Raw genomic sequence first — 22,681 nt, forward strand, 5'->3', positions numbered from 1 at the left:
CTGGTGACAGGCTCGGAAGAACCACCACCGTCGTTCCGGCTCGCGTACGCCCCCGGAGTGACACCCGCCAAATGGGTGAAGGTGTGGAACGAGCGCCTGCCCGACATCCCGCTCACCCTCGTCCAGGCAGCCGCCGCGGAGGTGCCCGAGCTGCTCCGCGAGGGTGACGCCGACGTGGGTCTGGTAAGGCTGCCCGTGGACCGCACCTTCTTCAGCGCGATCCCGCTGTACACCGAGACCACGGTGGTGATCGTCCCCAAGGACCACTTGATCACGGCGGTGGACGAGGTCACCCTCGCCGACCTCGAGGACGAGGTGTTGTTCCACCCCCTCGACGACGTGTTCGACTGGGACAGCCCACCCGGCGAGCCGGCCTTCGAGCGGCCCGCGACGACACCGGACGCCGTCGAACTGGTGGCGGCGAACGTCGGCCTCCTGGTCGTGCCGCAGTCCCTGGCCCGCCTTCACCACCGCCGGGACCTCACCTACCGCCCGGTCAGCGACGCCCCTCGCTCGAGCGTCGCCCTGTCCTGGCCGGAGGAGGCCACCACCGATCTGGTGGAGGAGTTCATCGGCATCGTGCGCGGCCGCACGGTCAACAGCACGCGGGGCCGTACGCAGGCGAAGGCCGGCGCCGAGCAGCAGGGCAAGCAGGCGGAACCGGGGAGCACCCGGCAGAAGAAGCCGGCCGGCGCGAAGGCGGCGGGACCGAAGGCCGGGGGATCGAAGGCCGGGGGATCGAAGGCGACCGGCGCGAAGGCGGCGGGCCGCGGCGGCCGCGGCCGCACAGGGTCGGGGGGCGGCAAGCCGGCCAGACGCGGGAAGCCGCGCCGCAGCTCCTGAGAGGGGCCGCCTCCCGTCGTGGACTCGCGGGGGCCGGCCGCTCCCTCTCCCCGGCTCTCGCGGCACCGGAGCCGGCCGCCACCCTCGCGGAACCCGGCGGGACATGGGCCGCGCCCCAGGCGTCTCAGGCGCTGGGGCCGACTCTCTCCTCGGTCCCGCCCTCTTCCGCGCCCCGGACCGGCTCGGCGTTCCCCTCCGGTTCCGGGTGCGCATGGCGTTCGCGCAGGTCGGCGATGGCCAGTAGCAGGGCGATCAGGATGATGCCCACGGCGGTGAGCAGGCCGAGCTGAATCGCCGCGGCGGGGCGCCCGTGGTTCGCCAGGTGCGCGAAGTACACCGCGCCGACGACTGCGATCCCGGCCGCCGATCCGACTCGCTGGCCCGTCTGCAGAACACCGCCGGCCGCACCGGCACGGTGCACGGGAACCCGGGTGAGGGTGAGGGTGGTGTTCGGGGACACAGCCACTCCCGAGCCGATGCCTCCGACGAGCAACGGCAGCGCCGCGGCCCATCCCACCTCCGGGCCGGGCACCAGTTGCACCGCCGCTACCACCCCGAGCAGCCCGATCGCCACCCCGCTCAGACCGACGACCACAAGCTTGCGGCCGAACCGCGCCACCAGTCGTGCCCCGACGGCGGCCCCGATCGCCGACGCGGCCGCGAACGGCAGGACGGTGACACCCGCCGCCAGCGCGCTGTAGCCCACGATGTTCTGCAGGTACAGGGTGAAGACGAAGAACACCGTGGTGAAGCCGGCGAAGTAACTGAGACTGATCAGCGCGCCGAGCGTGAACGAGCGCAGCGAGAACAGCGCCAGGTCCACCAGCGGAGCCGCTCCGCGCCGCGCCTGCCGCCGCTCCCAGGCCCAGAACGCGCCCAGCAGCAGCGCGGCCACCGGCAGCAGCGCCCATTTCTCCCGTCCGGTCCACTGCTGCTCCTGCACCAGGGGCAGCATCAGCGCGAGCACACTCGAGCCGAGCAGCAGCACCCCGACCGGATCGAACTGCTCGCGTTTCCCCGTCGACGCCGGGAACCGGGGCAGCAGCCGGAGCCCCGCGGCGAAGGCGGCCACCCCGATCGGCAGGTTGACGAAGAACACCCAGCGCCAGCCGTCGTCCGAGCCGACGGCGTTGATCAGCACGCCGCCCGCCAGCGGCCCGGTCGCCGTCGACACGCCGATGACGCTGCCGAGCCGGCCGAAGGCCTTGGCCCGCTCGGCCCCCTGGAACATCTGCTGGATCAGACCCGAGGTCTGCGGCGCGACCATGCCCGCCGCCGCGCCCTGGATCAGCCGGAACAGCACCAGCCAGGAGGCGCTGGGGGCGAGACCGCACGCCGCCGAGGCCACCGTGAACACCGCGAGCCCGCACAGGAAGGCCTGGCGCCGTCCGCGCATGTCGCCGAGCCGGCCCGCCGGTACCAGCGCGAGCCCGAAGGTCAGCGCGTACCCGGAGACCACCCACGACTGGGCGGCCTCGGAGGCTCCGAGACCCCGCTCCATGGAGGGCAGCGCCACGTTCACGATCGAGGTGTCGAGCAGCGAGATGAAGCCCGCCGTCAGACAGACCCCGAGCGCCTTCCACCGCCGGTCGTCCGGGGCGGGCGGGGCTTGGTCTGTGATCATGCGGTCACGCTATGCAGCCATGGCCCCCCACGCACGCAGAACCACCGCGCGTCACCCCTGGTGGCGTCCAGCAGTTCCTCCGTCGAGGTGCGCAGGCCGTAGCGCCTTGCGCCAGAGCGGCACCGTCTCCCATGCGGTCCACGATGCCCGGGGTCAGGTGCGGGCCGCCCGGCCGACCGACTCCACCAGTGGCAGCAATCGGTACGGGACGCGTTCGCGCAGCGCCACCTCGGTACGGGTGCGCACCACGCCCGGGAGGCTGATCAGCTTCTGGATCACGTCCTCCAGATGCGCGTTGTCCCGTCCGACCACCCGGGCGAGCATGTCGCCGCCGCCCGTGATCGAGAAGGCCTCCACGATCTCGGGCACGGCCGCCAGTGCGTCGCCCACGTCGTCGAGATGACCCTGGGTGACCTCGATGTGCACGAAAGCCAGCACCGGGTGGCCGAGGGCGGCGGCGGAGAGGGACGGGCCGGTGCCGGTGATCACACCCTCCCGGTCCATCCGGTCCAGGCGTGCCTGGAGTGTGCCGCGGGCGACGCCCAGGATGCGGGCGTACTCGCGCACGCTGGTGCGCGGCTGCTCCAGGAGCAGCCGCAGGATACGGGTGTCGAGTTCGTCCACGGCCATGATCTACGACTGTACCAATGGCTCAGCGGCGGGTCGGCGCCACGTCGAGCCCCACCTGCTCCGTTGGTATTCCGGCCGCCCTCCGTAGAAGCTCATCTATGTGCCAATGGTCCATTGAGGAGGGCATCACTTGAGCCACTGAGGTCGGAGGTGGTCTCATGGGCGTGTCGATGGCGCTGCGGACCCCGCGGCGCCTTTTCTGTGCCGTGTTCCATGGGGAGGGCAGCAGTGCTGAAGAGGGTGTTCGTGGCTCCGGACCCGGGACGGGCGCGCCTGCGCTTCGCCGCGCGGGCCGTCCTCGGCATCGGGCTGGCCGTCATGGTCTGTCTGCTGGCAGGACACTCCCTCGCCGGTGCGGTCACCGGCGGCCTCGCCGCGCTGCTCGCGCTGTTCACCGTCACCGACCCGACCGTGCGCGGACAGGCGGTCACCACCGCCCTGCTGCCCGCCGTGGGTGTGCCGGTGCTCGCCACGGCGGCCGGACTGCACGACCAGCCCGTGGCCCGAGACCTTGCCTTTCTGGCCGTCGTAGGTGCCGGCGTGTACGCGCGGCGCTGGGGCCCGCGCGGGCACAGCCTCGGCGTGTTCGCCTTCATGACCTTCTTCGTGGCCCAGTTCCTGCACGCCACCGTGGCCCAGCTGCCCGAGCTGTACGCCGCCCTCCTGCTGTCGGTGCTCAGCGCCGCCGCGGTCCGCTTCGGCGTGTGGTGCTACGAGCGCCGGCTGCCCCCGGCCGCCGTCCCCGTCCCGCCGGCCGGAGCCGGGCTGGCCAGGGTCACCACCCGGCAGGCGGTCCAGGCGACGGCGGGCGCCGGATTCGCGCTGGTCGCCGGCCAGCTGGTGTCCGGACAGCGCTGGTACTGGGCCGTCGGCGCCACCTGGTGGATCTTCGTCAACACCGCCTCGCGCGGGGAGACCCTGGTACGCGGCTTCCGGCGCGTCCTCGGCACCTTGATCGGCATCGGCCTGGGCTTCCTCGTCGCCGTCCCCGTGCACGGCGCGGCCGTCCCTACGGCCGTCCTCGTGGCCGTCGCCGTCTTCGGCATCTTCTACACGGCCGCCGTCTCCTACACCTGGATGATGCTCTGGGTGACCCTGCTCGCCGAGCTGCTCTACGGTCTCCTCGGCGTCCTCAGCCCGGGCCTGCTCGCCCTGCGCCTCACCGAGACCGGTGTGGGCGCGCTCGGCGCCGCCCTCGCCGTGCTGTTCGTGCTGCCGGTCACCACGCACGCCACCACCGACGCCTGGATCCAGCGCGCCCTGCGCTGTGTGCACGCCTGCACGGGCGAGGCCGCGGCCCGGCTCGCGGGCTCGGCCACGGCCGACCCGGCGCCGCGCGTGGCCGAACTGGAGCAGCTCCTCGGCCGGGTCCGGCTCTCGGTGGCGCCCCTGGTGCACCCGCTGAACCCGATGCCGGTCCGCAAGCGGCGCGCCCGCCGGGTCCTCGCCCTCCTTGACGACTGCGCCCGCGAGATCCGCGGCCTGGTGGCGATCGCCGCCGATCCCGTGGCCTCCCACGACGCCCGCCTGGCCGCCGCCTGCTGGCGCGTGGAGAGCGCCGTCGAGGCTCTGACCGCGGGCGGCGCGCAGCCGCGGCGGCGCCTCGCCGAAGCTCCCGACGAACCCGCGCTGGCGCATCTGCACGGTCTGGAACGCGCCCTCGCCGACCTGGCCGAGCCGCTGCGCACGCCTTCCGGATCGCGACTGGTCGGGGCCTGAGGGGCGGATCCCGTGGGCACCGGAACGCGCGGCAATCGGACGGTTCCGTGAAGAACCGCCCCGTCACCCCGTCTCTTGGTCTAGACCGCACGTGATCGACTGCTACCGTCTGCCCCGGACCGGCTCCACCGGCTCCACCGGCTCCACCCAGGCTCGACCGAGAGGGGACAGCGTTGGCACAGGACGGCAGGGCGGACAGGCTCCGGGCGTTCATCGGCTCGTTCACGGCGGCCGGCGGACCCGGACTGGTGACCGCCGAGGTCGCGCCGGACGGCGGGGCCCTCAGCCTCGTGGCCGCCGTGAAGGACGTACCCGACCCCTCGTACCTGGCCGTGGCGCCCGGGGGCCGCACGCTGTACGCGGTCAGTGAGACGGCCGAGGGGGCCGTCGCCGCGTACCGCCTCGACGACCGGCCCGAACTCGCCGGGCCGCCCGTGCAGGTGGACGGCAGCGGACCCACCCACCTCAGCCTGTACGACGGTCACGTGCTGACCGCCAACTACGGCTCCGGCAGCGTCACCGCCGTCCCCGTGCGCCCGGACGGGCTGCTCGCGGCCAAGCCGTCCGGTGTCCTGCAGCACACCGGTTCGGGCCCGCACGACCGGCGCCAGCGCGGCCCGCACGCCCACCAGGTGCAGCCCGACCCCACCGGGCGGTGGGCGGTCAGCGTCGACCTCGGCACGGACTCGGTACGGGTGTGCGCCCTCGAGCGAGGCGCCCCCGTCCTGCACCGCGAGTTCGCCCTGCGTCCCGGCTCCGGGCCCCGCCATCTGGCCTTCCACCCGGGCGGCGAGCACGCCTACGTGGTCAACGAACTCACCCCGACCGTGACGGTGTGCCGCTGGGACGCGGCGGGCGGCGCCCTGAAGCCGCTGAGCGAGATCCCGCTGCTGCCGGGCGCCCCGGCCGGCGACGCCTACCCGTCGGGCATCGCGGTCTCGCCCGACGGCCGCTTCGTGTGGACCGCGACCCGCGGCGAGGACGTCCTGTCGGTCCTCGCCGTCGAGGGGGACGGCCTCCGGCTGACCGGCACGGTGCCCTGCGGCGGACACTGGCCGCGCGCGCTGACGGAGAACGGCGGGTACCTCTACGCGGCCAACGAGCGCTCCGGAGACGTGAGCTGGTTCGCCGTGGACGAGAGAACGGGACTGCCCCGCTACGACGGCGCCGTGCAGGTCACCGCGGCCTCCTGCGTCGTCTTCGGCTGATCGAGCCCGGCCGGCCGGGGATGGCCGGGAGACGGGCGGGGAATGGCCGGGAGACGGGCCGGAAACACGCCTGGAAAAGGCCCGCCTACTGGCCTAGAGAGGCACCACGAGGCGAGCCTTGTGGAGGGGGTGGGCAAGGGGCCTGGTCAGCGGCCGGAGCCGGGTCCGGCGGGGCGCCGGGGGGGCAAGCCTCACGTGCCTGGTCAGGGGCCGGCGGTAGGGCCCGAGAGGGCCGGAAAGGGCCCCGAGAGGGCCGGGAAGGGCCCCGAGAGGGCCGGGAAGGGCCCCGAGAGGGCCGGGAAGGGCCCCGAGAGGGCCGGGAAGGGCGAAGGGCCCGCTCCCGAGTACCGGAGCGGGCCCTGTGGCGTACCGAAGCCTCGTCCGGTCAGCGGACCGGCGCGCCCTGCGTCTGCTGCGGGGCGATGCCCAGCGCCGTCGTGTACTTCGCGAGCGCGAGCTTGCCGATCGCCGGGTACGCACCGAGCGCCTCGGCCGTGGCGCAGCCCGCCTCCTCGGCGGCCGCCGCGAGCAGCCCCGGGTCGATCTCGGGACCCACGAGGTACGGCGCGAGGGCCAGCTGCTGCGAACCGGAGGAGCGCAGTTGCTCGGCGACGGAGGAGATGGAGCCCTCCTGGTCCAGGGCCGCCGCCATCACGGGCACGGCGAGACGCGCGGCGAGCAGCATGCCGGTGATCCCGGCCGCCTGCACGGCCTCGTCGCCGCCCACGGAGGCCAGGATGATGCCGTCCGCGGCGGTGGCCACGGTGAACAGCCGGGCGCGGTCGGCGCGGGCCAGGCCCGCCTCGGACAGCCGCACGTGCAGCGCCTCGGCGAGCAGCGGGTGCGGGCCGAGGGCGTCGGTCAGCTCGGCGGCGACCCGGCTGTCCATCACCGACTGGCGGATCCGGCGGATCAGGGCATTGTCCGGGCCGGCCAGCAGCGGGACGACGACGGCGACGGGACCGTCGGGCTCCTTGACGTCGAGACCGGCGGCGACGGCCTGCTCGTAACGGGCGGTGCGCTCCCCGGCGGCACGGGCCAGCACGGACCGGAGCGTGAGGAACTCGGAGTCGTCCCCGTCCAGGTACCCGATCCGGGCATCCAGGCCGGGGAGCTCGGAGCGGGCGATGCTCACGACCTCCTCGGCGAGGCCGCGTGTGGCGGCGCTGGGCGCACCGGGCACCGCGAGGACGAGCGCGGGCGCGCCCTCGGGAGCCACCAGCGGTTCCGGGCGGCGGTGCCGTCCGGGCTGGCGGGGTCGCGGCATTCGTACTGGCAGGCCGGACGCGGGTCCAGTGGGGGAGCTCATGGCGCCGCATGTTACTGGCTTCTCCGGCCCTCCTGTTCGGGGAGGGTGCAGGTGAGCGGTATCCGTCCGGTTTTGTCTGATGAGTTACCCGCCGAGAGCGGGTGTTCCCGGCATGTGCCGGGAACATGTGCCATCGGCAGGATCAGTCGCCCTTTGTCCGGATCCCGGTTGCCGTGGCGCCGAGCACGCAGAGCATGGCGGGGTCGCCCGGCAGGGCGAGCCGGTCGGCAGCGAGGTCGAGGGCGATCCGGACCGAGCCGTGCAGGGGGTCGCCCCCGGCCGGCACCTGCCGTGCATGCGGCAGCCGGCTCGTGAACTCCTCGCGCAACGGCCGGAGAAGAGCTTCTCCCAGCTTGAACAGGCCTCCCGTGAGCGCCACGTCGGGCTCTCCGGCCGACGGGCACACGGCGGCGGCCGATTCGGCCAGGTGCCGGGCCGCCGTGCGCAGGATGCCGGCGGCGACCGGGTCGTGCGCGGCGCACGCGGCCACCCGGGGGGCGAAGGAGGCCAGCACGGCGGGCCGGTCCGTGCGCGGGTACAGCAGCCCGGGCAGCCCGGGCGGCGGGCCGAACTGCTCTTCCGCCCCGGCCAGCAGTGAGACGGAACCCCCGTCCCGGCCGTCGTACGCGCGCAGAGCCGCCTCCAGGCCGGCCCGTCCGATCCAGGCACCGCTGCCGCAGTCGCCGAGCAGGTGGCCCCAGCCGTCGGCCCGCCGCCAGCGCCGCAGATCGGTGCCGACGGCGATCAGTCCGGTGCCCGCGGCGAGCACCGCGCCCGGGCGGGGCCCGAGGGCACCGACGTAGGCGGTGACGGCGTCGGCGGCGAGCGCCATCCGCCGCACGCCCAGTTCCCGGACGAGGGCACCCGGCAGTTCGGCCCGCAGGGCGTCGCCCAGCGTGGCGAAGCCGGCCGCGCCGACGACGACCGTGCCCAGATCCTCCACCCTGGCCTCCGCGGCCGAGGCCCGGGCGAGAGGGAGGAGCTGTGCCATCAGATGGCCGGGATCGATGCCCCGCGCGCCCGTACGGACCGGTTCCCGGGTCTCCCGCTGGACCGAGGGCGCCCGCCCCGGGACGCCGACGACGACCCGGAGGCCGGACCCCCCGGAGTCCACGGCGAGATACCCCGAGGCGGTCACGGCAGACGCCAGTCCACCGGCTGCCCTCCCTGCTGGACCAGCAGGTCGTTGGCCTGGCTGAACGGACGCGAGCCGAAGAAACCGCGGTCGGCCGACATGGGTGAGGGGTGCGCCGACTCCACGGCCGGCAGCCTGCCCAGCAGCGGGCGCAGATTCCGGGCGTCACGGCCCCACAGGACGGACACCAGCGGCTTGCCCCGCGCCGCCAGAGCGCGGATCGCCTGCTCGGTGACCTCCTCCCAGCCCTTGCCCCGGTGAGCGCCCGGGCTGCGCGGAGCGGTCGTCAGCGCCCTGTTGAGCAGCAGCACGCCCTGCCGTGTCCAGGGGGTGAGGTCGCCGTTCGAAGGCTGGGGCAGCCCCAGGTCGCCGTTCAGCTCGCGGAAGATGTTGATCAGGCTCGGGGGCAGCGGGCGCACCTCGGGTGCGACCGAGAAGGACAGGCCCACCGCGTGCCCCGGGGTGGGGTACGGGTCCTGACCGACGATCAGGACGCGTACCTCGTCGAAGGGCTGCTGGAAGGCCCGCAGGACGTTCGGTCCGGCCGGGAGGTAGGTGCGTCCCGCGGCGATCTCCGTGCGCAGGAAGTCGCCCATCTCGGCGATCCGTCCGGCGACGGGTTCCAGGGCCTTCGCCCAGCCCGCTTCGACGATCTCATGCAAGGGTCGTGGTGCCACGGGCGTCACCCTACTGCCGTGCGCCGGCGGGTGATCAACCGATGGCCTGAGCCCGACCGGGCAGCCGTCCGCCGTCCGGACGCCGACCGGACGATCGCCCGCCGTCCATGGGCACACCCCTGCGCACCACTGCGTGGACCCGCGCACCACCGCGACCCACAGTGCGCGGCGGGGCATCGGGGGGCGGAGGGCGACCCGGAAGCCCCGGACCACCCGCCCGGCCGGCCGTCCGGTCAGCCGACCACCGCCGCGCGGACGCACAGCACGTCCGGCAGATGGGCGGCCAGCTGCCGCCAGCTGTCGCCGTCGTCGGCGGAGGCGAACACCTCGCCGTTGCGGTTGCCGAAGTACACGCCCGCCGGGTCGGCGTCGTCGGTGCACAGGGCGTCCCGCAGCACCGTGCCGTAGTGGTCCCGCTCCGGCAGCCCCTTCGACAGCGGATCCCACGTCCTGCCCGCGTCGGCGGTGCGGAAGACGCGGCAGCGGTGCTCGGCGGGCACCCGGTCGGCGTCCGCGTTGATCGGGAAGACGTACGCCGTACCTCCCCGGTGCGGATGGGCCGCCACCGCGAAACCGAACGTGGACGGCAGGCCCGCGCCGACGTCGGTCCAGCGCGCGCCCGCGTCGTCGCTGCGGTACACCCCCCAGTGGTTCTGCAGATACAGCCGGTCCGGATCACCCGCGTCCCGCGCGACCTTGTGCACGCACTGCCCGAACTCCGGGTTCGGGTCCGGGAGGAAGACCGCGGACACCCCGGAGTTGGACGGCGCCCAGCTCGTGCCGCCGTCGCGGGTGCGGAAGACACCGGCCGTCGAGACGGCCACCGTCACCTCCCGCGGGTCCCGGGCGTCGGTCAGCACCGTGTGCAGTCCCTCGCCGCCACCGCCGGGCACCCACCGCGAGCGCGTCGGATGCTCCCACAGCGGACGGACCAGCTCGAAACTCTCGCCCCGGTCCCGCGAGCGGTACAGCGCGGCCGGTTCGGTGCCCGCGTACACCACGTCGGGCTCCGCGGCGGCCGGGTGCAGCTGCCAGACGCGCTCCAGGGAGGCGCCGGTGTCCTTGGGGAACCTGACGGCGGGCGCCGGCGGTTCGGTCCAGGTGCGCCCCAGGTCGTCCGAGTGGAACACCGACGGGCCCCAGTGCGCGCTGTCACCGCCCGCCAGCAGCCGCGGCCGGGCGCCCCGGGTGTCGATCGCCACCGAATAGATCGCCTGCGCGTTGAAATACGGGCTCTCGTCGAACTCCCAGGCGTCATCACCCCGCCGCCGCCCGATGAACAGGCCTTTGCGGGTGCCCACCGCCAGCAGTACCTCGATCATGCCGATCACCTCCGGGACGCCGTCGTCCGGACAGCCGTCAGTTGTCGGCCAGTCTGCACCCCACCACTGACACCACCGTCGCATCGGACCTACGCGCAGGTCACGGCTGTGTCGCCGGACCGCGGCGAAGTTGCGTCGGGTCCGTTGCCGGATGCGCCTGCGGGAAACGGGTGTCTCGTGCGACCGTCGAGAAGACGGCTCGTCGTGAGCAACGGAGTGATCTCTCCCGTATGGGAGGGCGGTCCGGCCATCCGGTGCGCTCGTGAGGAGGATGCCTTTGAAGGCGTTCCGTGGTCCGAAGGTGTGGCTGTGGCGCTGGCGGCGCAATCCGCTCAGACGCCGGGCCGACGTGCTGGAGGCCTGGGTGGTGCTCGGCGTCTGGCTGCTGACCGTGCTGGCCGGGGTGCCGGCGGGCCTCGCGGCGGACCGCTCGGTGGAGCACGGACTCGCCAGGGAGCGAGCAGCCTGGCGACCTGCCGTGGCACGGGTGGTCGAACGGGCTCCGGGGTCACACCACGCGCACGGCCGGGCCGCCGCCGGAGAGCGGGTCTGGGCCGAGGTGCGCTGGACGGCTGCCGACGGAGCCGCCCACACCGGGCAGGTCCGGGTGGAGCCCGGCAGCAGGGCGGGCACCCCGGTCACCGTCTGGACCGACCCCCGGGGGCATCTCGTGAGCCGGCCCTCCTCCTCCGGCGAGGCCGCCTTCCGGGCCGCGCTCATAGGCGGCCTGGTCGGCGTGAGCGCGGCAGCCGTCCCCTTCGTCGCCGGCCTGGTGCTGCGCGGCCGGCTGGAACGCCGCCGGATGGCCGCGTGGGACACGCAATGGGCCCGACTCGGGCCGCAGTGGGGACGGATGGTCTGACGCAGCGCGCGCCCCGCGGAGGGGCCGATGGTCCCACCGTGGGTCCGTCCCCGCGGCGCACGCGGCGTGGTGGCCGGGAGCCTAGAACCGCGTCAGCACCTCCCGGCACGTTCTCAGCAGTGCCTCGTCCTCGGGAATGTCGTGGGCGCCGCCGTAGCCGCCCTCGCGGGCCGTGTGCCGCCGGGGGGCCGCCAGTTCGGCCGCCACCAGGTCCCGTAGCGGGGCCGCCGCCGGGCCCATGCCGGTGAGGCAGCGGGCGATCGGGCCCCGGGTGCGGGGGGCCTGAGCCCAGGCGGCCCGCAGCACCGGGAGGACGGGTCCGGGATCGGCGTCGATCTGCCAGACCGCGCACGCGGCCGCGGTCCGCTCCCGCACCGGCGCCGAGGCCGCGGTCCGGCGCAGCTCCGGCAGGGCGGCTCGGGCCGCCGGACCCAGCCTGCCCAGCTGCCGGGCGGCGAGCCGGCGGTTCGCCGGGTCTCCCTCCCTCAACTCCCGTAGCAGTACCGGCAGTACGGTCCGGGCGTCGCCCTCGGCCGACCACAGTGCGCCCGCCGCCGTGGCCGCGTGCCGGGTGTGCAGCAGGGCGTGCAGGAGCGGTGCCGCCCGGGGGGCGGCGCCGAGCGCCTCCAGGGTCCGGATCGCCTCCTCCGCGATCGTGTCCCGGGCGCCCAGGTCGCCGGGCGCCCCCGACAGCAGCCGCAGCACCTCCGGGACCGCCTCGGCGTCCCCGACGGCCCGGACCGCCGACAGCAGCGGCGCGGCCAGCCGGGCGGCGGACGGCGAGGGCAGCGGTATCCGGCCGAGCCGGTGCCGCAGCGCGGGGGCGAGCGGGGCCGCGGCCCGCCCCAGTTGCGCCAGCTCGAAGCCAAGGTCGGCGGGGGCCGCGGGGCCGGCCAGCAACTGGGCGAGAGGGGGCACCGCGCGCGTATCGCCGCTTCTGGCCAGCGCCTTGAGCGGAGAGCCGAGGAGGGGGGAGCCGCGCTCCCAGCGGTGCGTCCACAGGTCGGGCCGGGCGGCCACCAGTGCGTGCAGGTCGTCCGCGGCGGGCGCGGCCAGCACGAACAGCTCCGCGAGGACCGAGACGGCCGCCTCCCGTAACCGGTCGTGCTCCGTGTCCAGTTGGGCGCCGAGCAGCGCCACCGAGCCGGTGTGTTCGCCGCGCCAGCCACGCAACAGCGCCGCCGCCATCCATACGGCGTTGCACCGGTCGACCGGGTCCGAGCTGGTCAACTGCCCGGCCAGCAGGGCGGTCCGGTCGTCCGTCCGGTCGCCGAGCGCGATGTGCAGGGTCCGCAGCAGATGAGAGCCCTCCTCGTCCGAGGGCCGCAGTCGCCGTATCCGGCCCACCAGGGTCTCGGAGCCGGGAAGCCGCGCCTCACGGAGACGGAGCGCGGAACGCTCCCGCAGCAGCCGCACCGCCGTCGGCACCAGGTCGGCGGGCAGCCGGCCGGGCGCACCGAGGGCGAGCTGGCCCAGCGCCGCGAGCCGCAACCCCGGGGGGTACGGCGCCGCGCTCTGCTCGGCCAGCAGGTCCACCGCGCCGTCGGCGTACGCGGGGTACCGGCGGACGAACAGGCCGAGCGTCTCGGTGAGCGCGAGCAGGACCTGGTCGTCCCGCTCGGCCCGGAGGCGCCGCCGTAACACCTCCAGGGCGCGGGCGGGTTCGTCCAGGAACCGGACGAGTGCGCCGGCCGCCGCCGCCCGCACCGCCGGATCCGGGTCGCCGGCGAGGGTGACGAAGCCCTCGGCGCCCGCACACACCGCCTCCCGGGCCCGCCCCTCCCCGTCCTCGCTCTCCGCGCCGATGCTGACCAGCAGCTCCAGTACGGCGCCCCGGTCCCGCACCTCCTCGCGGGCCGCGAGCCGGAACAGGAACGGGACGCAGGCCAGCGTCGAGTCGTACACCTGCCCCTCGTGGTGCACGGTGCCGTACATCCCGTCGAGCGCGGTCGCCCGCTCGGCGGGGTCCACGGACGCCAGTGCCCGTAGCCGGCCGGGCACGTCCTCCGCGCTGCCGTACGCGTGCCGCAGCGAGGCCCAGTCGACCTCGTCGATCCCCGTGAACACGTTGTCCTCCCCAGACGAGTGCCACCTGAGCGCGAGTCTGCACCACGGCACTGACAACGGTCCGGAACCGCACGCTGACTGTGTGCGATCCGTCGGCTGTGATCGGCCAGCGGCACCGCCCCGCCGGCTGCGGGGAGGGCATGAGGGGAGGGGTGCGGGGAGGGCGTGCGGGGCCGATCAGTTCCGGTCGGGCAGGGCGCGCTCCAGGATCGCCCCCAGGGCGGACCCGCCGGGCAGGGTGCCGAACGCGTGCCCCCAGTCACCGCCCAGCCGGGAAGCGCAGAAGGCGTCCGCGACCGGGGCCGGAGCGTGCCGGATCAGCAGGGAGGCCTGCAGGGCGAGAGCCATCCGCTCGACCAGCCGGCGAGCGCCCACCTGATCGGTCTCGGCCAACTGGTCCTCCAGTCCGGTCACGGCCGCGTCCAGGCGGGCGTCCGCCCCGCGCGCGAGGGCGAGTTCGGCGAACAGGGCCTCGGCGCTGTCCGGTTCGCGATGGAGGGCGCGCAGCACGTCGAGCGCGTTGACGTTCCCGGAGCCCTCCCAGATCGACAGCAGCGGGGCCTCCCGGTAGTGCCGGGGCATGCCGGACTCCTCGACGTACCCGTTCCCGCCCAGGCACTCCAGGGCCTCGGCGGTGAACGCCGGGCCCCGCTTGGTGACCCAGTACTTGCCGACGGCCGTGGCGATGCGCCGGAAGGCCCGCTCCCCGGCGTCCCCGCGCACCGCGCGGTCCGCGGCGCCGGCCAGCCGCAGCGTGAGCGTCGTCGCCGCCTCCGACTCCAGCGCGAGATCGGCCAGGACGTTGCGCATGAGCGGCTGGTCGACGAGGCGCGCGCCGAACGCGGAGCGGTGCCGGGCGTGGTGGCCCGCCTCGACGAGCGTCTTGCGCATCAGGGCCGCCGAGGACATCACGCAGTCCAGCCGCGTGCAGTTGACCATCTCGATGATGGTCTTCACGCCCCGCCCCTCCGGGCCCACCAGCCAGGCCACGGTCCGGTCGAACTCCGGCTCCGAGGAGGCGTTGGACCGATTGCCGAGCTTGTCCTTCAGCCGCTGGATGCGGAAGGTGTTGCGGCTGCCGTCGGGCAGGATCCGCGGCACCAGGAAGCACGACAGTCCGCCCGGCGCCTGCGCGAGCACCAGGAAGACGTCGCACATCGGCGCCGACGTGAACCACTTGTGCCCGCGCAGCGTGTACACGCCCGGCTCGGCGGTGGGAGTCGCCATGGTGGTGTTCGTCCGGACGTCCGAGCCGCCCTGCTTCTCGGTCATGCCCATCCCGGCGAGCAGCCCGGGCTTCTCGGTCGGCACGCGCAGCTCCGGGTCGTACTCCCGGGCGGTCAGCAGCGGCTCGTAGACCTTGGCCAGATCCGGCTGTGCGCGCAGCGCGGGTACGGCGGCGTACGTCATCGACGTCGGGCAGCCATGGCCGGCCTCCGTGTGCCCCCACACCAGCCCGCCCGCCGTACGGGCCACATGCGCGCCGGGCCGCTCGTCCGCCCAGGGGGCCCCGGCCAGACCCTCGGCGACCGCGGTGCGCATGAGGTGGTGCCAGCTGGGGTGGAACTCCACCTCGTCCACGCGGTGGCCGTAACGGTCATGGGTCCGCAGGACGGGCTCGTGCCGGTTCGCCTGGTCCCCCCACTCCTGCGCCTCCGCGCTCCCGGCGCGCGCCCCGAGCCCGCGGATGTCCTCCTCGGCCCACCCGGCGCCCTCCCGGCGCAGCCCCTCCAGCAGGGCCCGGTCGTCGGAGGCGTCGTACGGCGAGAGCGGTGGGGCCTGGTTGGTGACGTCGTGCGTGGCGGACTGCGGCTGGGGCGGCGACTGCGCGGGGGTCGGGACCATACGAGGTATGTTGCACACTTTCTGCGGTCGTAGCAATGGTGCAACATGCGGTCGCCCGTACAGTACGTGCCCATGCGCATGAACGTGTCGGGCGAGCCGGACGTGGCGGCCCTGCGGCCGCTGTCCGCGCGCTCGGTCGTGCTCAGCCTGCTCCTCGGCGCGCACCCGCCGGAGCTGCCCGTGAAGGACCTGGTCCGGCTGGTGGAGCCGTTCGGTGTCGGCGGCTCCACCCTGCGGGCGGCGCTGAGCCGGATGGTGGCCGCCGGCGACCTGCGGCGCACGGACGCCGTGTACCGGCTCAGCGAGCGGCTGCTGGTCCGCCGGCGTCGCCAGGACGAGGCCGTGCACCCCGGCACGCGCGCGTGGGACGGCGACTGGGAGATGGTGGTGATCACGGCGACGGGCCGCGGGCCGGCAGAGCGCGCGGACCTGCGTGCCCGGTTGGCCGCCCTGCGCCTGGCCGAACTTCGCGAGGGCGTGTGGCTGCGCCCCGCCAACCTCGACCGCCCGCTGCCGGACGACCTGCGGGACACGGCACGGACGTACATCGCCCGGCCCGACGAGCCGCCGCGTGATCTGGTCGCCCGGCTCTGGCCCCTGGACGCCTGGGCCGCCACCGCGCGCGCCCTGCTCGCCCGAGCGACGGCGGCCGGACAGCCGGCCGACCGCCTCACCGCCTACGCCGCCTCCGTACGCCACCTGCTCACCGACCCCGTGCTGCCGCCCGCTCTGCTGCCCGCCGACTGGCCGGGCGAGGCCCTGCGCGCCGCGTACGCCGGCTACCGCCGGGAACTGGCCCGCTCGATGGGCCTGGGAGACCCGGAACCGGCCCCGTCGCCGGGCGGGGGAGACGCGGAGGGCCTGCCGTCCCGCACACGGAACCCCTGACCTGTCACCCGCAGGGCCGGGCGCCCCTCCTCGGGTGCGGCAGGGGGCGCCCGCGGTGTCCCGGACGCGGGACGGCGAAGGGCCGACCGCCCGGGCCGGACGATCGCCCGGCCCGGCCCGGCCCGGCCAGGGCGGGAGCGGGTCCGGCCGGGCTGCGCGGGGTCCGCTCACACAAAGGCGGTGCTTTGCGTGTCGAAAAGGGATGATTTGTGACATGGCTGGGCACTCGGAAGTCACATCGAGCGCGATCTCATCCGAGGAGAGTCATGGCTGAGCAGAAGTCGTCGTCGATCCTCACGGCGCCCCTGCGCGGCGCGGCCTCGGTCCTGCGCAAGGTGCCCGGCGCCGGGACGGTGAGCAGGGCGGCGGGGGAGACGCTGGACAAGGTCGGCGTGGTCTCGCCCCGTGGCCGGCGCATCGCCGTGTACGCCGGGGCCGGGCTGCTCGGAGCCGCCGGAGTGGTGGAGTGGCCCGTGGCCGTGACCGGTGCCGCCGTCGCCTGGCTCACCCAGCCCAGGCCCGCGCACCGCGGCTCCGCACCGGGTCTCGAACCCGCGCACGACATCGGCACCGCGGCGCTCAGGTCCGGGCACGGCAGCGGGCACCCGGGTCATGGGCCGACGGCCGCAGACGTGACCGGCGGCGGGAAGCCGTCCACGGAGGCCCGGGCGCACGGTCCTGCCGGTGCGCACGGTCCCGCCGGAGCGCACGGTCCTGCCGGTGCGTCCCACGCGGGCAAGGCGCCGCACGACGAGAGAGCGGAGCCGAAGCCGTCGACCGGTCCACTGGGTCCGACGGCGCGGCCCGACCGCACCTCGCTCTGAGGAGGCTGATGGTGCCCGGTCTGCTGACGGTGCCCTCCGTCGCCGCACGCCTGCTGCCCGCCGCCCCGCGGCTCCTCGCCCGGGCGGCGGCGCCGGCCATGGGGATGGCCGCGGGTGCCGCGGCCGGAACGGCACGCGCCGGGGTGCGGGGCGCCGACGCCGCCGTACGGGTGGCGCGTGTGGCACGTAGCACGCTGCCCGGCGGCGGCGCGCACTGGCGGGCCGGCGCCCGCGCGCACCTGGCCCTGCGGCCGGTCGAACACGACGGGGCACGGCGCGCGGGCGGCACGGCCCAGTTGGCACGACGGGTGGCCGAGGCCCTGGCCGAGCGACCGGACGTGCTCGTCGCCTACTGGGACGAGGGACTCGCGCGCCTGGTGGTCACCGCGGTCGAGGAGGAGGCGGCCGACCGGGTCCTGGAGCACGCGGCCGAGCTGGCCGAGCGGCACGGACTGGTTCTGTGCGACGACGTGGAGGAGACCACGCACCCCGCCGATCCGGCGGGGGTGCGCGCCGCCGTGGCCGCGCTCGCGGCCGACGGCGCCGGCATCGGCATGGCACTCGGCGCGTACGCGATGCGGCTGCCGCCCTCGCCGCGCGTGCTGACCGCTGCGGTGACGCTGCTGCGGGAGAACCCCCGCTTCCGCGGCTGGCTGCGCGACCAGGTCGGTGCCACCCGGATGGACCTGGCACTGGCCTGCGCGAACGCCGCCGCCCACGGCGCCGGCCAGACACCCAGCTCCCTTGTGCTCGACGGCGCCCTGCGGGTGTGCCAGGTGGCCGACACGGTGGCCCGCGCCGCAGCCTTCGACGCGGTGCACGACCAGTTGTGCGCACCGGACCGGGTCAGCCTCGCCCCGAACGGCCCTCCACGGCCGCCGCTGCATCGCTCCCCGGCGCAGGCGTACGCCTCCCACGCCTCGACGGGCAGCGTGCTGGGCGCCGCGGCCACTCTGCTCGTCAAGCACAGCGGCACCGAGGCGGCGGAAGCGGTGCTCGCCGGTTCCCCGAAGGCGGCCCGCTACGGCCCCGCCGCCTTCCACGCCCTGCTCAGCGCGGCCCTCGCCCGGGCCGGTGTGCTGGTCCGGGACCCGGAACGGCTGCGCCTGCTGGAGATGGCCGAAACGGTCGTCCTGCACCCCGGTGCCCTGTGCACCGAGGAGGGCGAGGCCGATCCCTGGGCCGAGGTGGTGCTGGACGCCGCGCGCCGGGCCGGGCTGCGGGTCGTGGTTTTGGACGACCCCGCGCTGGAGGACTTCACCGGGCTCGCCGACCAGGTGGTCGACGCCCGCCGGCCGCTGGACGACGTGGTGTACGAGGCGTGCGGCGACTCGGCAGGAGCCGTGATCACCGTCGCCCGGGTGCGCACCGCCGACGAGCACGACATCCTGGCCGCCCTGCGCGCCAGTGACGTGGCCATCGCCCTGACCGACCACGACGGGGCGGTCGTCTGGGGCGCGGACATCCTCGCGCTGCACGGTCTGCCCGACGTGTGGCGGGTGCTGACCGCCGTCCCGGCCGCCCGCACGGTCGGCCGGCGGTCCCAAACCCTGGCCCGCTCCGGCGCCGCGCTCTCCGGTCTCCTGGTGGCCGTCGGCGAGTCCGGCGACGGACGCGGCCGCCGCGCGATGCTGCCGGGGCTCCGGCACGCACCCGTCGACGCCGGCGCCGCGGCCGCCCTGCTGTCCGGGGGCCGGGCCGCGCTCGGGGTGGCGACGGCCCGCGCCCCGCACCCGCACCCGCGCGTGCACTGGCACGAGCTGGACCCGGACGAGGCCCGCGAGCGGCTGGAACACGAACCGGCCGCCGTGAGCACGCCCTTCGGGGAGGCCGCCGCCCGCCTGCGGGAAGCGACCGCCGGCGCCTACCGGCATCCGGCCGCGACGCCCGTGCGCTGGTCGTACCGGCTCGGCCGGGCGGTCCGAGGGGAACTGCAGGACCCGCTCACCCCGGTCCTGGCGGTCGGCTCGGCGGCGTCGGCGATCCTCGGCTCGGTCATGGACGCCCTGCTCGTCGTCGGTGCCCTGGATCTGAACGCCCTGGTCGGCGGCATCCAGCGACTGCGCGCCGAAGAGGCGCTGTCCGGACTGGTCGCCGACCAGAAACGGAAGGCGCGCCTCGTGCCGCCGGAGGAGGAGGCGCCGGCCGGCGGGACCCGCACCGTGGAGGCGGGCAGGCTCATGCCGGGTGACGTGATCCAGCTCAAGGCGGAGGACGTGGTGCCGGCCGACGCCCGTCTGCTGTGGCAGGACGGCCTGGAGGTCGACGAGTCCGCGCTGACCGGTGAGTCGCTGCCGGTGGAGAAGCAGACGGATCCGACCCCGCACGCCCCCGTCGCCGACCGGCGCTGCATGGTCTTCGAGGGCACGACGGTGGTGGCGGGCGAGGCCCGGGCCATGGTGGTCGACACCGGCGACAGCACCGAGGCCGCCCGCGCCGTACACCTCGCCGCCCGCACGCCCCCGGCGGCCGGTGTCCAGGCCAGGCTTCAGGAACTCACCCGCAAGGCACTGCCGCTGACGCTGGCGGGCGGCGCCACGGTCACCGGCCTCGCCATGCTGCGCGGCACTCCCATCCGCGAGGCGGTCAGCGGCGGTGTCGCGGTGGCCGTGGCGGCGGTGCCGGAGGGCCTGCCGCTGGTGGCCACGGTCGCCCAGCTGGCGGCCGCCCGGCGGCTGAGCCGCGCCGGTGTACTGGTCCGCACCCCGCGCACGCTGGAGGCGCTGGGCCGCATGGACACCATCTGCTTCGACAAGACGGGCACCCTCACCGAGAACCGGCTGCGGCTCGTACGCACCTCCGGCGCCGACGGTACGGTCCGCGCCGTGCACGACGCCGGTTCCGCGGACACGATCCGGGCCGCCGCGCGGGCCTGCCCGCAGCTCAACGGTGACTCCGACCGTCCCGTGCACGCCACCGACGAGGCGGTGCTGGCGGCCGCCGCCCCCGAACCGGACTGGACGCAGCTCGCGGGCCTGCCGTTCGAGGCGGGGCGCGGATACGCCGCGGCGGTCGGCCGCACCGGGGACGGGCCGCCCGTGCTCGTCGTCAAGGGCGCCCCGGAGACCGTGCTGCCCGCCTGCGCCGGGCTCCCGGAGCACGCCCACGACGCCGCGCAGGCCCTCGCCGGTGACGGTCTGCGGGTCCTCGCGGTGGCCGAACGGCGGCTCGGCGAGGACGATAACGAGTCCGACGCCCTCGAAGAGGAGCTGGGTGAGCTGGAGTTCACCGGTCTGCTGGCCCTGTCCGACGTACCGCGCGAGACGTCGACGGCCCTGGTGAGCGGCCTGGGCAAGGCAGGCGTGCGGCCGGTCATGCTCACCGGCGACCACCCGCGGACCGCGCGGGCCATCGCCGCCGATCTCGGCTGGCCGGAGGACACCGTGGTGGTCACTGGGGACGAGCTGGCGGCGGCGGACCGGACTGCCAGGGCCCGTATGCTGCGGGACGCCGGCGTGGTGGCCCGGGTCGCGCCCGAACAGAAACTGCAGGTCGTCGAGGCACTGCGGGACGCGGGCCGAGTGGTCGGCATGGTCGGCGACGGAGCCAACGACGCCGCGGCCATCCGCGCCGCCGACATCGGCGTCGGCATCAGCGCGCGGGGCTCCGCCGCCGCGCGCAACGCCGCCGACATCGTCCTCACCGACGACGACCTGACCGTGCTGATCGACGCGATCGGCGAGGGCCGCGCCCTGTGGCACAGCGTGGCCGACGCCATCGCCATCCTGATCGGCGGCAACGCGGGCGAGGTGGGCTTCGGCATCCTCGGCACGCTGCTGTCCGGGCGGGCGCCGCTGTCCACCCGGCAGATGCTCATGGTGAACCTCTTCACCGATCTGTTCCCGTCGATGGCGGTGGCGGTGACGCAGCGGGAGGGCGAGGCGGACCTGGCCCACGTGGAGGAGGCGGCCGGTGTGCTGGGCGAACCCCTGCTGCGGCAGATCCGGCACCGGGCCCTCACCACCAGCCTGGGCGCGCTCACGGCGTGGCTGATCGGCCGCTTCACCCCGGGGACCGCCCGCCGGTCCAGCACCATGGCGCTGTGCGGAGTGGTCGGCACACAGCTCGTGCAGACCCTGCTGGACCGGCGCGACAGCCGCCTGGTGCAGGTCACCTCCCTGGGGTCCGCCGTGGCTCTGGTGGCCGTGGTGCAGACCCCGGGTGTCAGCCGTGTCGTCGGGTGCACCCCGCTCGGCCCGGTCGCCTGGGCCGGGGTGGTGGCGGCGATCGCCCTGGCCCTGGCGGCCCAGCGGTCGCTGCCCCGACTGGAGGAGACCATCACTCGCCTGCTCCCGGCCCGGACGGTGGAGACGCCGGGCTGAGAGCCCGGGCGGTGGGGCGTCGGGCCGAGACCCAGGCCGGGCGGTGGGGCAGGCCGGGCGGTGGGGCGTCCGGCTGAGACCTATACCGGGCGTCAGGGCGGGCTGGGCGCGGCCACCGGGTCCCGGACCCACCGGTGACCGGTTTCCCAACCCACCGGCGACCGGGTCCCGGACCCACCGGCGGGGCCGGCCCGGGGCCCGGGCTCAGACCGACCGGTGGTACTGGTCCGGCACCCTGACCTCGCCGCCCAGCTCCCGGGCCGCCTGCCGGGCCCAGGAGGGGTTGCGCAGCAGCTCCCGGCCCAGGAACACCGCGTCGGCCTCGCCGTTCGCGATGATCTTCTCGGCCTGCTCCGCCTCCGTGATCATCCCCACGGCGCCGACGGGCAGCGGCGTCTCGGCCTTCACCCGGGCGGCGAACGGGACCTGGTAGCCGGGGCCGGTCGGGATCATGGCGCCCGGGGCGTTGCCGCCGGTGGACACATCGAGGAGGTCGACGCCGTGGGCGTGCAGGTCGCGGGCGAAGCGGACAGTGTCCTGCGGGGTCCAGCCGCCGTCCTGGAGCCAGTCGGTGGCCGAGATCCGGAAGAACACCGGCTTGCCCTCGGGCCACACCTCCCGGACGGCGTCGACGACTTCGAGGGCGAACCGCGTGCGGTTCTCGTACGAGCCGCCGTAGGCATCGGTGCGGTGGTTGGTGTGCGGGGAGAGGAACTCGTTGACGAGATAGCCGTGGGCGCCGTGGATCTCCGCGATCTCGAAGCCGGCGTCCAGCGCCCGGCGCGCCGCGGCCGCGAACTGCCCGACGATCTCACCGATCTGATCGACGGTCAGCTCTGTCGGCACGGGGTGGCGCTCGTCGAAGGGCACCGCGCTCGGGGCGACCGGCTGCCAGCCGTGGGCCTCGGGTCCGACCGGTGCGCCGCCGCGCCACGGCTGGTCGGTGGAGGCCTTGCGGCCGCCGTGGGCGAGCTGGACACCGGGCACCGCGCCCTGGGCGGCGAGGAAGCGGGTGATCCGGCGGAAGGCCTCCACCTGCGTGTCGTTCCACAGACCGAGGTCGTACGGGGAGATGCGGCCTTCGGGGGAGACGGCCGTGGCCTCCACCATGATCAGTCCGGTGCCGCCCGTGGCGCGCGCGGCGTAGTGCGCGAAGTGCCAGTCGTGCGGGACGCCGGCCGCCGGGCCCTCCGGCTCGGCCGAGTACTGGCACATCGGCGACATCCACACCCGGTTCGGGATGGTCACTTCGCGCAGAGTGATGGGCTCGAAGAGCGCGCTCACGACGGACTCCATTCGTCACTGGACCGGTGGTCTCCTCGTACGATAACCCTCGTACTACGAGACATGTCAAACTACGATGCTTCTCGTACAATGCTGGCAGCCGAGGAATTCCGCGACGAAGG

The 22,681-nt window shown here is 75.1% G+C and carries 16 protein-coding genes; 7 read left to right on the forward strand and 9 right to left on the reverse strand.

Annotated features, from left to right (window positions below):
* Positions 1-3 precede the first annotated feature (3 nt).
* A complete protein-coding gene (locus ACGFT2_RS01265; RefSeq protein ID WP_393272228.1) occupies positions 4-843 on the forward strand; it encodes a LysR family transcriptional regulator substrate-binding protein in 840 nt (279 codons plus the stop codon).
* A 124-nt stretch (positions 844-967) separates the two neighbouring features.
* Here ACGFT2_RS01265 and ACGFT2_RS01270 read toward each other — a convergent pair whose 3' ends face one another.
* A complete protein-coding gene (locus ACGFT2_RS01270) occupies positions 968-2,467 on the reverse strand; it encodes an MFS transporter (RefSeq protein ID WP_393272230.1) in 1,500 nt (499 codons plus the stop codon).
* A 153-nt stretch (positions 2,468-2,620) separates the two neighbouring features.
* Complete coding sequence (locus tag ACGFT2_RS01275; RefSeq protein WP_393272232.1) at positions 2,621-3,097, reverse strand: Lrp/AsnC family transcriptional regulator; 477 nt, start codon at positions 3,095-3,097, stop codon at positions 2,621-2,623.
* Between the two features lie 228 nt (positions 3,098-3,325).
* On the opposite strand from ACGFT2_RS01275, the gene ACGFT2_RS01280 reads away from it, so the two are divergent.
* Together ACGFT2_RS01280 and ACGFT2_RS01285 are read left to right on the forward strand one after the other, a co-directional pair.
* Positions 3,326-4,816: an FUSC family protein gene (locus tag ACGFT2_RS01280; protein WP_393272235.1), complete on the forward strand. Its 1,491-nt coding sequence runs from the start codon at positions 3,326-3,328 to the stop codon at positions 4,814-4,816.
* A 173-nt stretch (positions 4,817-4,989) separates the two neighbouring features.
* The gene (locus ACGFT2_RS01285; RefSeq protein WP_393272237.1) at positions 4,990-6,024 is read left to right on the forward strand and encodes a lactonase family protein; all 1,035 of its coding nucleotides are present in this window, start codon (positions 4,990-4,992) and stop codon (positions 6,022-6,024) included.
* 385 nt (positions 6,025-6,409) lie between these two features.
* Here ACGFT2_RS01285 and ACGFT2_RS01290 read toward each other — a convergent pair whose 3' ends face one another.
* The 4 genes from ACGFT2_RS01290 to ACGFT2_RS01305 form a co-directional block, all read right to left on the reverse strand.
* Positions 6,410-7,333 (reverse strand): sirohydrochlorin chelatase, encoded by a 924-nt coding sequence (locus tag ACGFT2_RS01290; RefSeq protein WP_393272239.1) that lies wholly within the window; start codon positions 7,331-7,333, stop codon positions 6,410-6,412.
* 142 nt (positions 7,334-7,475) lie between these two features.
* On the reverse strand, positions 7,476-8,471 hold the full coding sequence (locus ACGFT2_RS01295; protein ID WP_393272241.1) for an N-acetylglucosamine kinase: 996 nt from the start codon (positions 8,469-8,471) through the stop codon (positions 7,476-7,478).
* Positions 8,468-9,145 carry a uracil-DNA glycosylase gene (locus tag ACGFT2_RS01300; protein WP_393272243.1) on the reverse strand — a complete coding sequence of 226 codons (678 nt, stop codon included), beginning with the start codon at positions 9,143-9,145 and terminating at the stop codon, positions 8,468-8,470. Before ACGFT2_RS01300 ends, ACGFT2_RS01295 begins: the two co-directional genes overlap by 4 nt.
* 233 nt (positions 9,146-9,378) lie before the next feature.
* Entirely contained in the window at positions 9,379-10,467 is a 1,089-nt protein-coding gene (locus ACGFT2_RS01305; RefSeq protein ID WP_393272244.1) for a WD40/YVTN/BNR-like repeat-containing protein, read from the reverse strand.
* A 271-nt stretch (positions 10,468-10,738) separates the two neighbouring features.
* Here ACGFT2_RS01305 and ACGFT2_RS01310 point away from each other — a divergent pair, with 271 nt between their 5' ends.
* Positions 10,739-11,329, forward strand: a complete 591-nt coding sequence (locus tag ACGFT2_RS01310) for a hypothetical protein (RefSeq protein WP_393272245.1) — start codon at positions 10,739-10,741, stop codon at positions 11,327-11,329.
* Between the two features lie 81 nt (positions 11,330-11,410).
* Here the strand turns inward: ACGFT2_RS01310 and ACGFT2_RS01315 are convergent, their stop codons facing one another.
* Together ACGFT2_RS01315 and ACGFT2_RS01320 are read right to left on the reverse strand one after the other, a co-directional pair.
* On the reverse strand, positions 11,411-13,396 hold the full coding sequence (locus ACGFT2_RS01315; RefSeq protein WP_393272247.1) for a HEAT repeat domain-containing protein: 1,986 nt from the start codon (positions 13,394-13,396) through the stop codon (positions 11,411-11,413).
* A 177-nt stretch (positions 13,397-13,573) separates the two neighbouring features.
* Positions 13,574-15,241, reverse strand: a complete 1,668-nt coding sequence (locus ACGFT2_RS01320) for a DNA alkylation response protein (RefSeq protein ID WP_393272249.1) — start codon at positions 15,239-15,241, stop codon at positions 13,574-13,576.
* 72 nt (positions 15,242-15,313) lie between these two features.
* On the opposite strand from ACGFT2_RS01320, the gene ACGFT2_RS01325 reads away from it, so the two are divergent.
* The 3 genes from ACGFT2_RS01325 to ACGFT2_RS01335 all read left to right on the forward strand — a co-directional run bounded on the left by ACGFT2_RS01325 (position 15,314) and on the right by ACGFT2_RS01335 (position 21,275).
* Complete coding sequence (locus ACGFT2_RS01325) at positions 15,314-16,129, forward strand: PaaX family transcriptional regulator C-terminal domain-containing protein (RefSeq protein WP_393272251.1); 816 nt, start codon at positions 15,314-15,316, stop codon at positions 16,127-16,129.
* A 266-nt stretch (positions 16,130-16,395) separates the two neighbouring features.
* On the forward strand, positions 16,396-16,953 hold the full coding sequence (locus ACGFT2_RS01330) for a hypothetical protein (RefSeq protein WP_393272253.1): 558 nt from the start codon (positions 16,396-16,398) through the stop codon (positions 16,951-16,953).
* 8 nt (positions 16,954-16,961) lie between these two features.
* Positions 16,962-21,275: an HAD-IC family P-type ATPase gene (locus tag ACGFT2_RS01335; RefSeq protein ID WP_393272255.1), complete on the forward strand. Its 4,314-nt coding sequence runs from the start codon at positions 16,962-16,964 to the stop codon at positions 21,273-21,275.
* A gap of 204 nt (positions 21,276-21,479) precedes the next feature.
* Here the strand turns inward: ACGFT2_RS01335 and ACGFT2_RS01340 are convergent, their stop codons facing one another.
* Positions 21,480-22,559 carry an NADH:flavin oxidoreductase/NADH oxidase gene (locus ACGFT2_RS01340; RefSeq protein ID WP_393272257.1) on the reverse strand — a complete coding sequence of 360 codons (1,080 nt, stop codon included), beginning with the start codon at positions 22,557-22,559 and terminating at the stop codon, positions 21,480-21,482.
* Positions 22,560-22,681: the final 122 nt, after the last annotated feature.

Origin of the sequence: Streptomyces sp. NPDC048514 (genome assembly GCF_043199955.1) — a bacterium.
Lineage (GTDB): Bacteria > Actinomycetota > Actinomycetes > Streptomycetales > Streptomycetaceae > Streptomyces.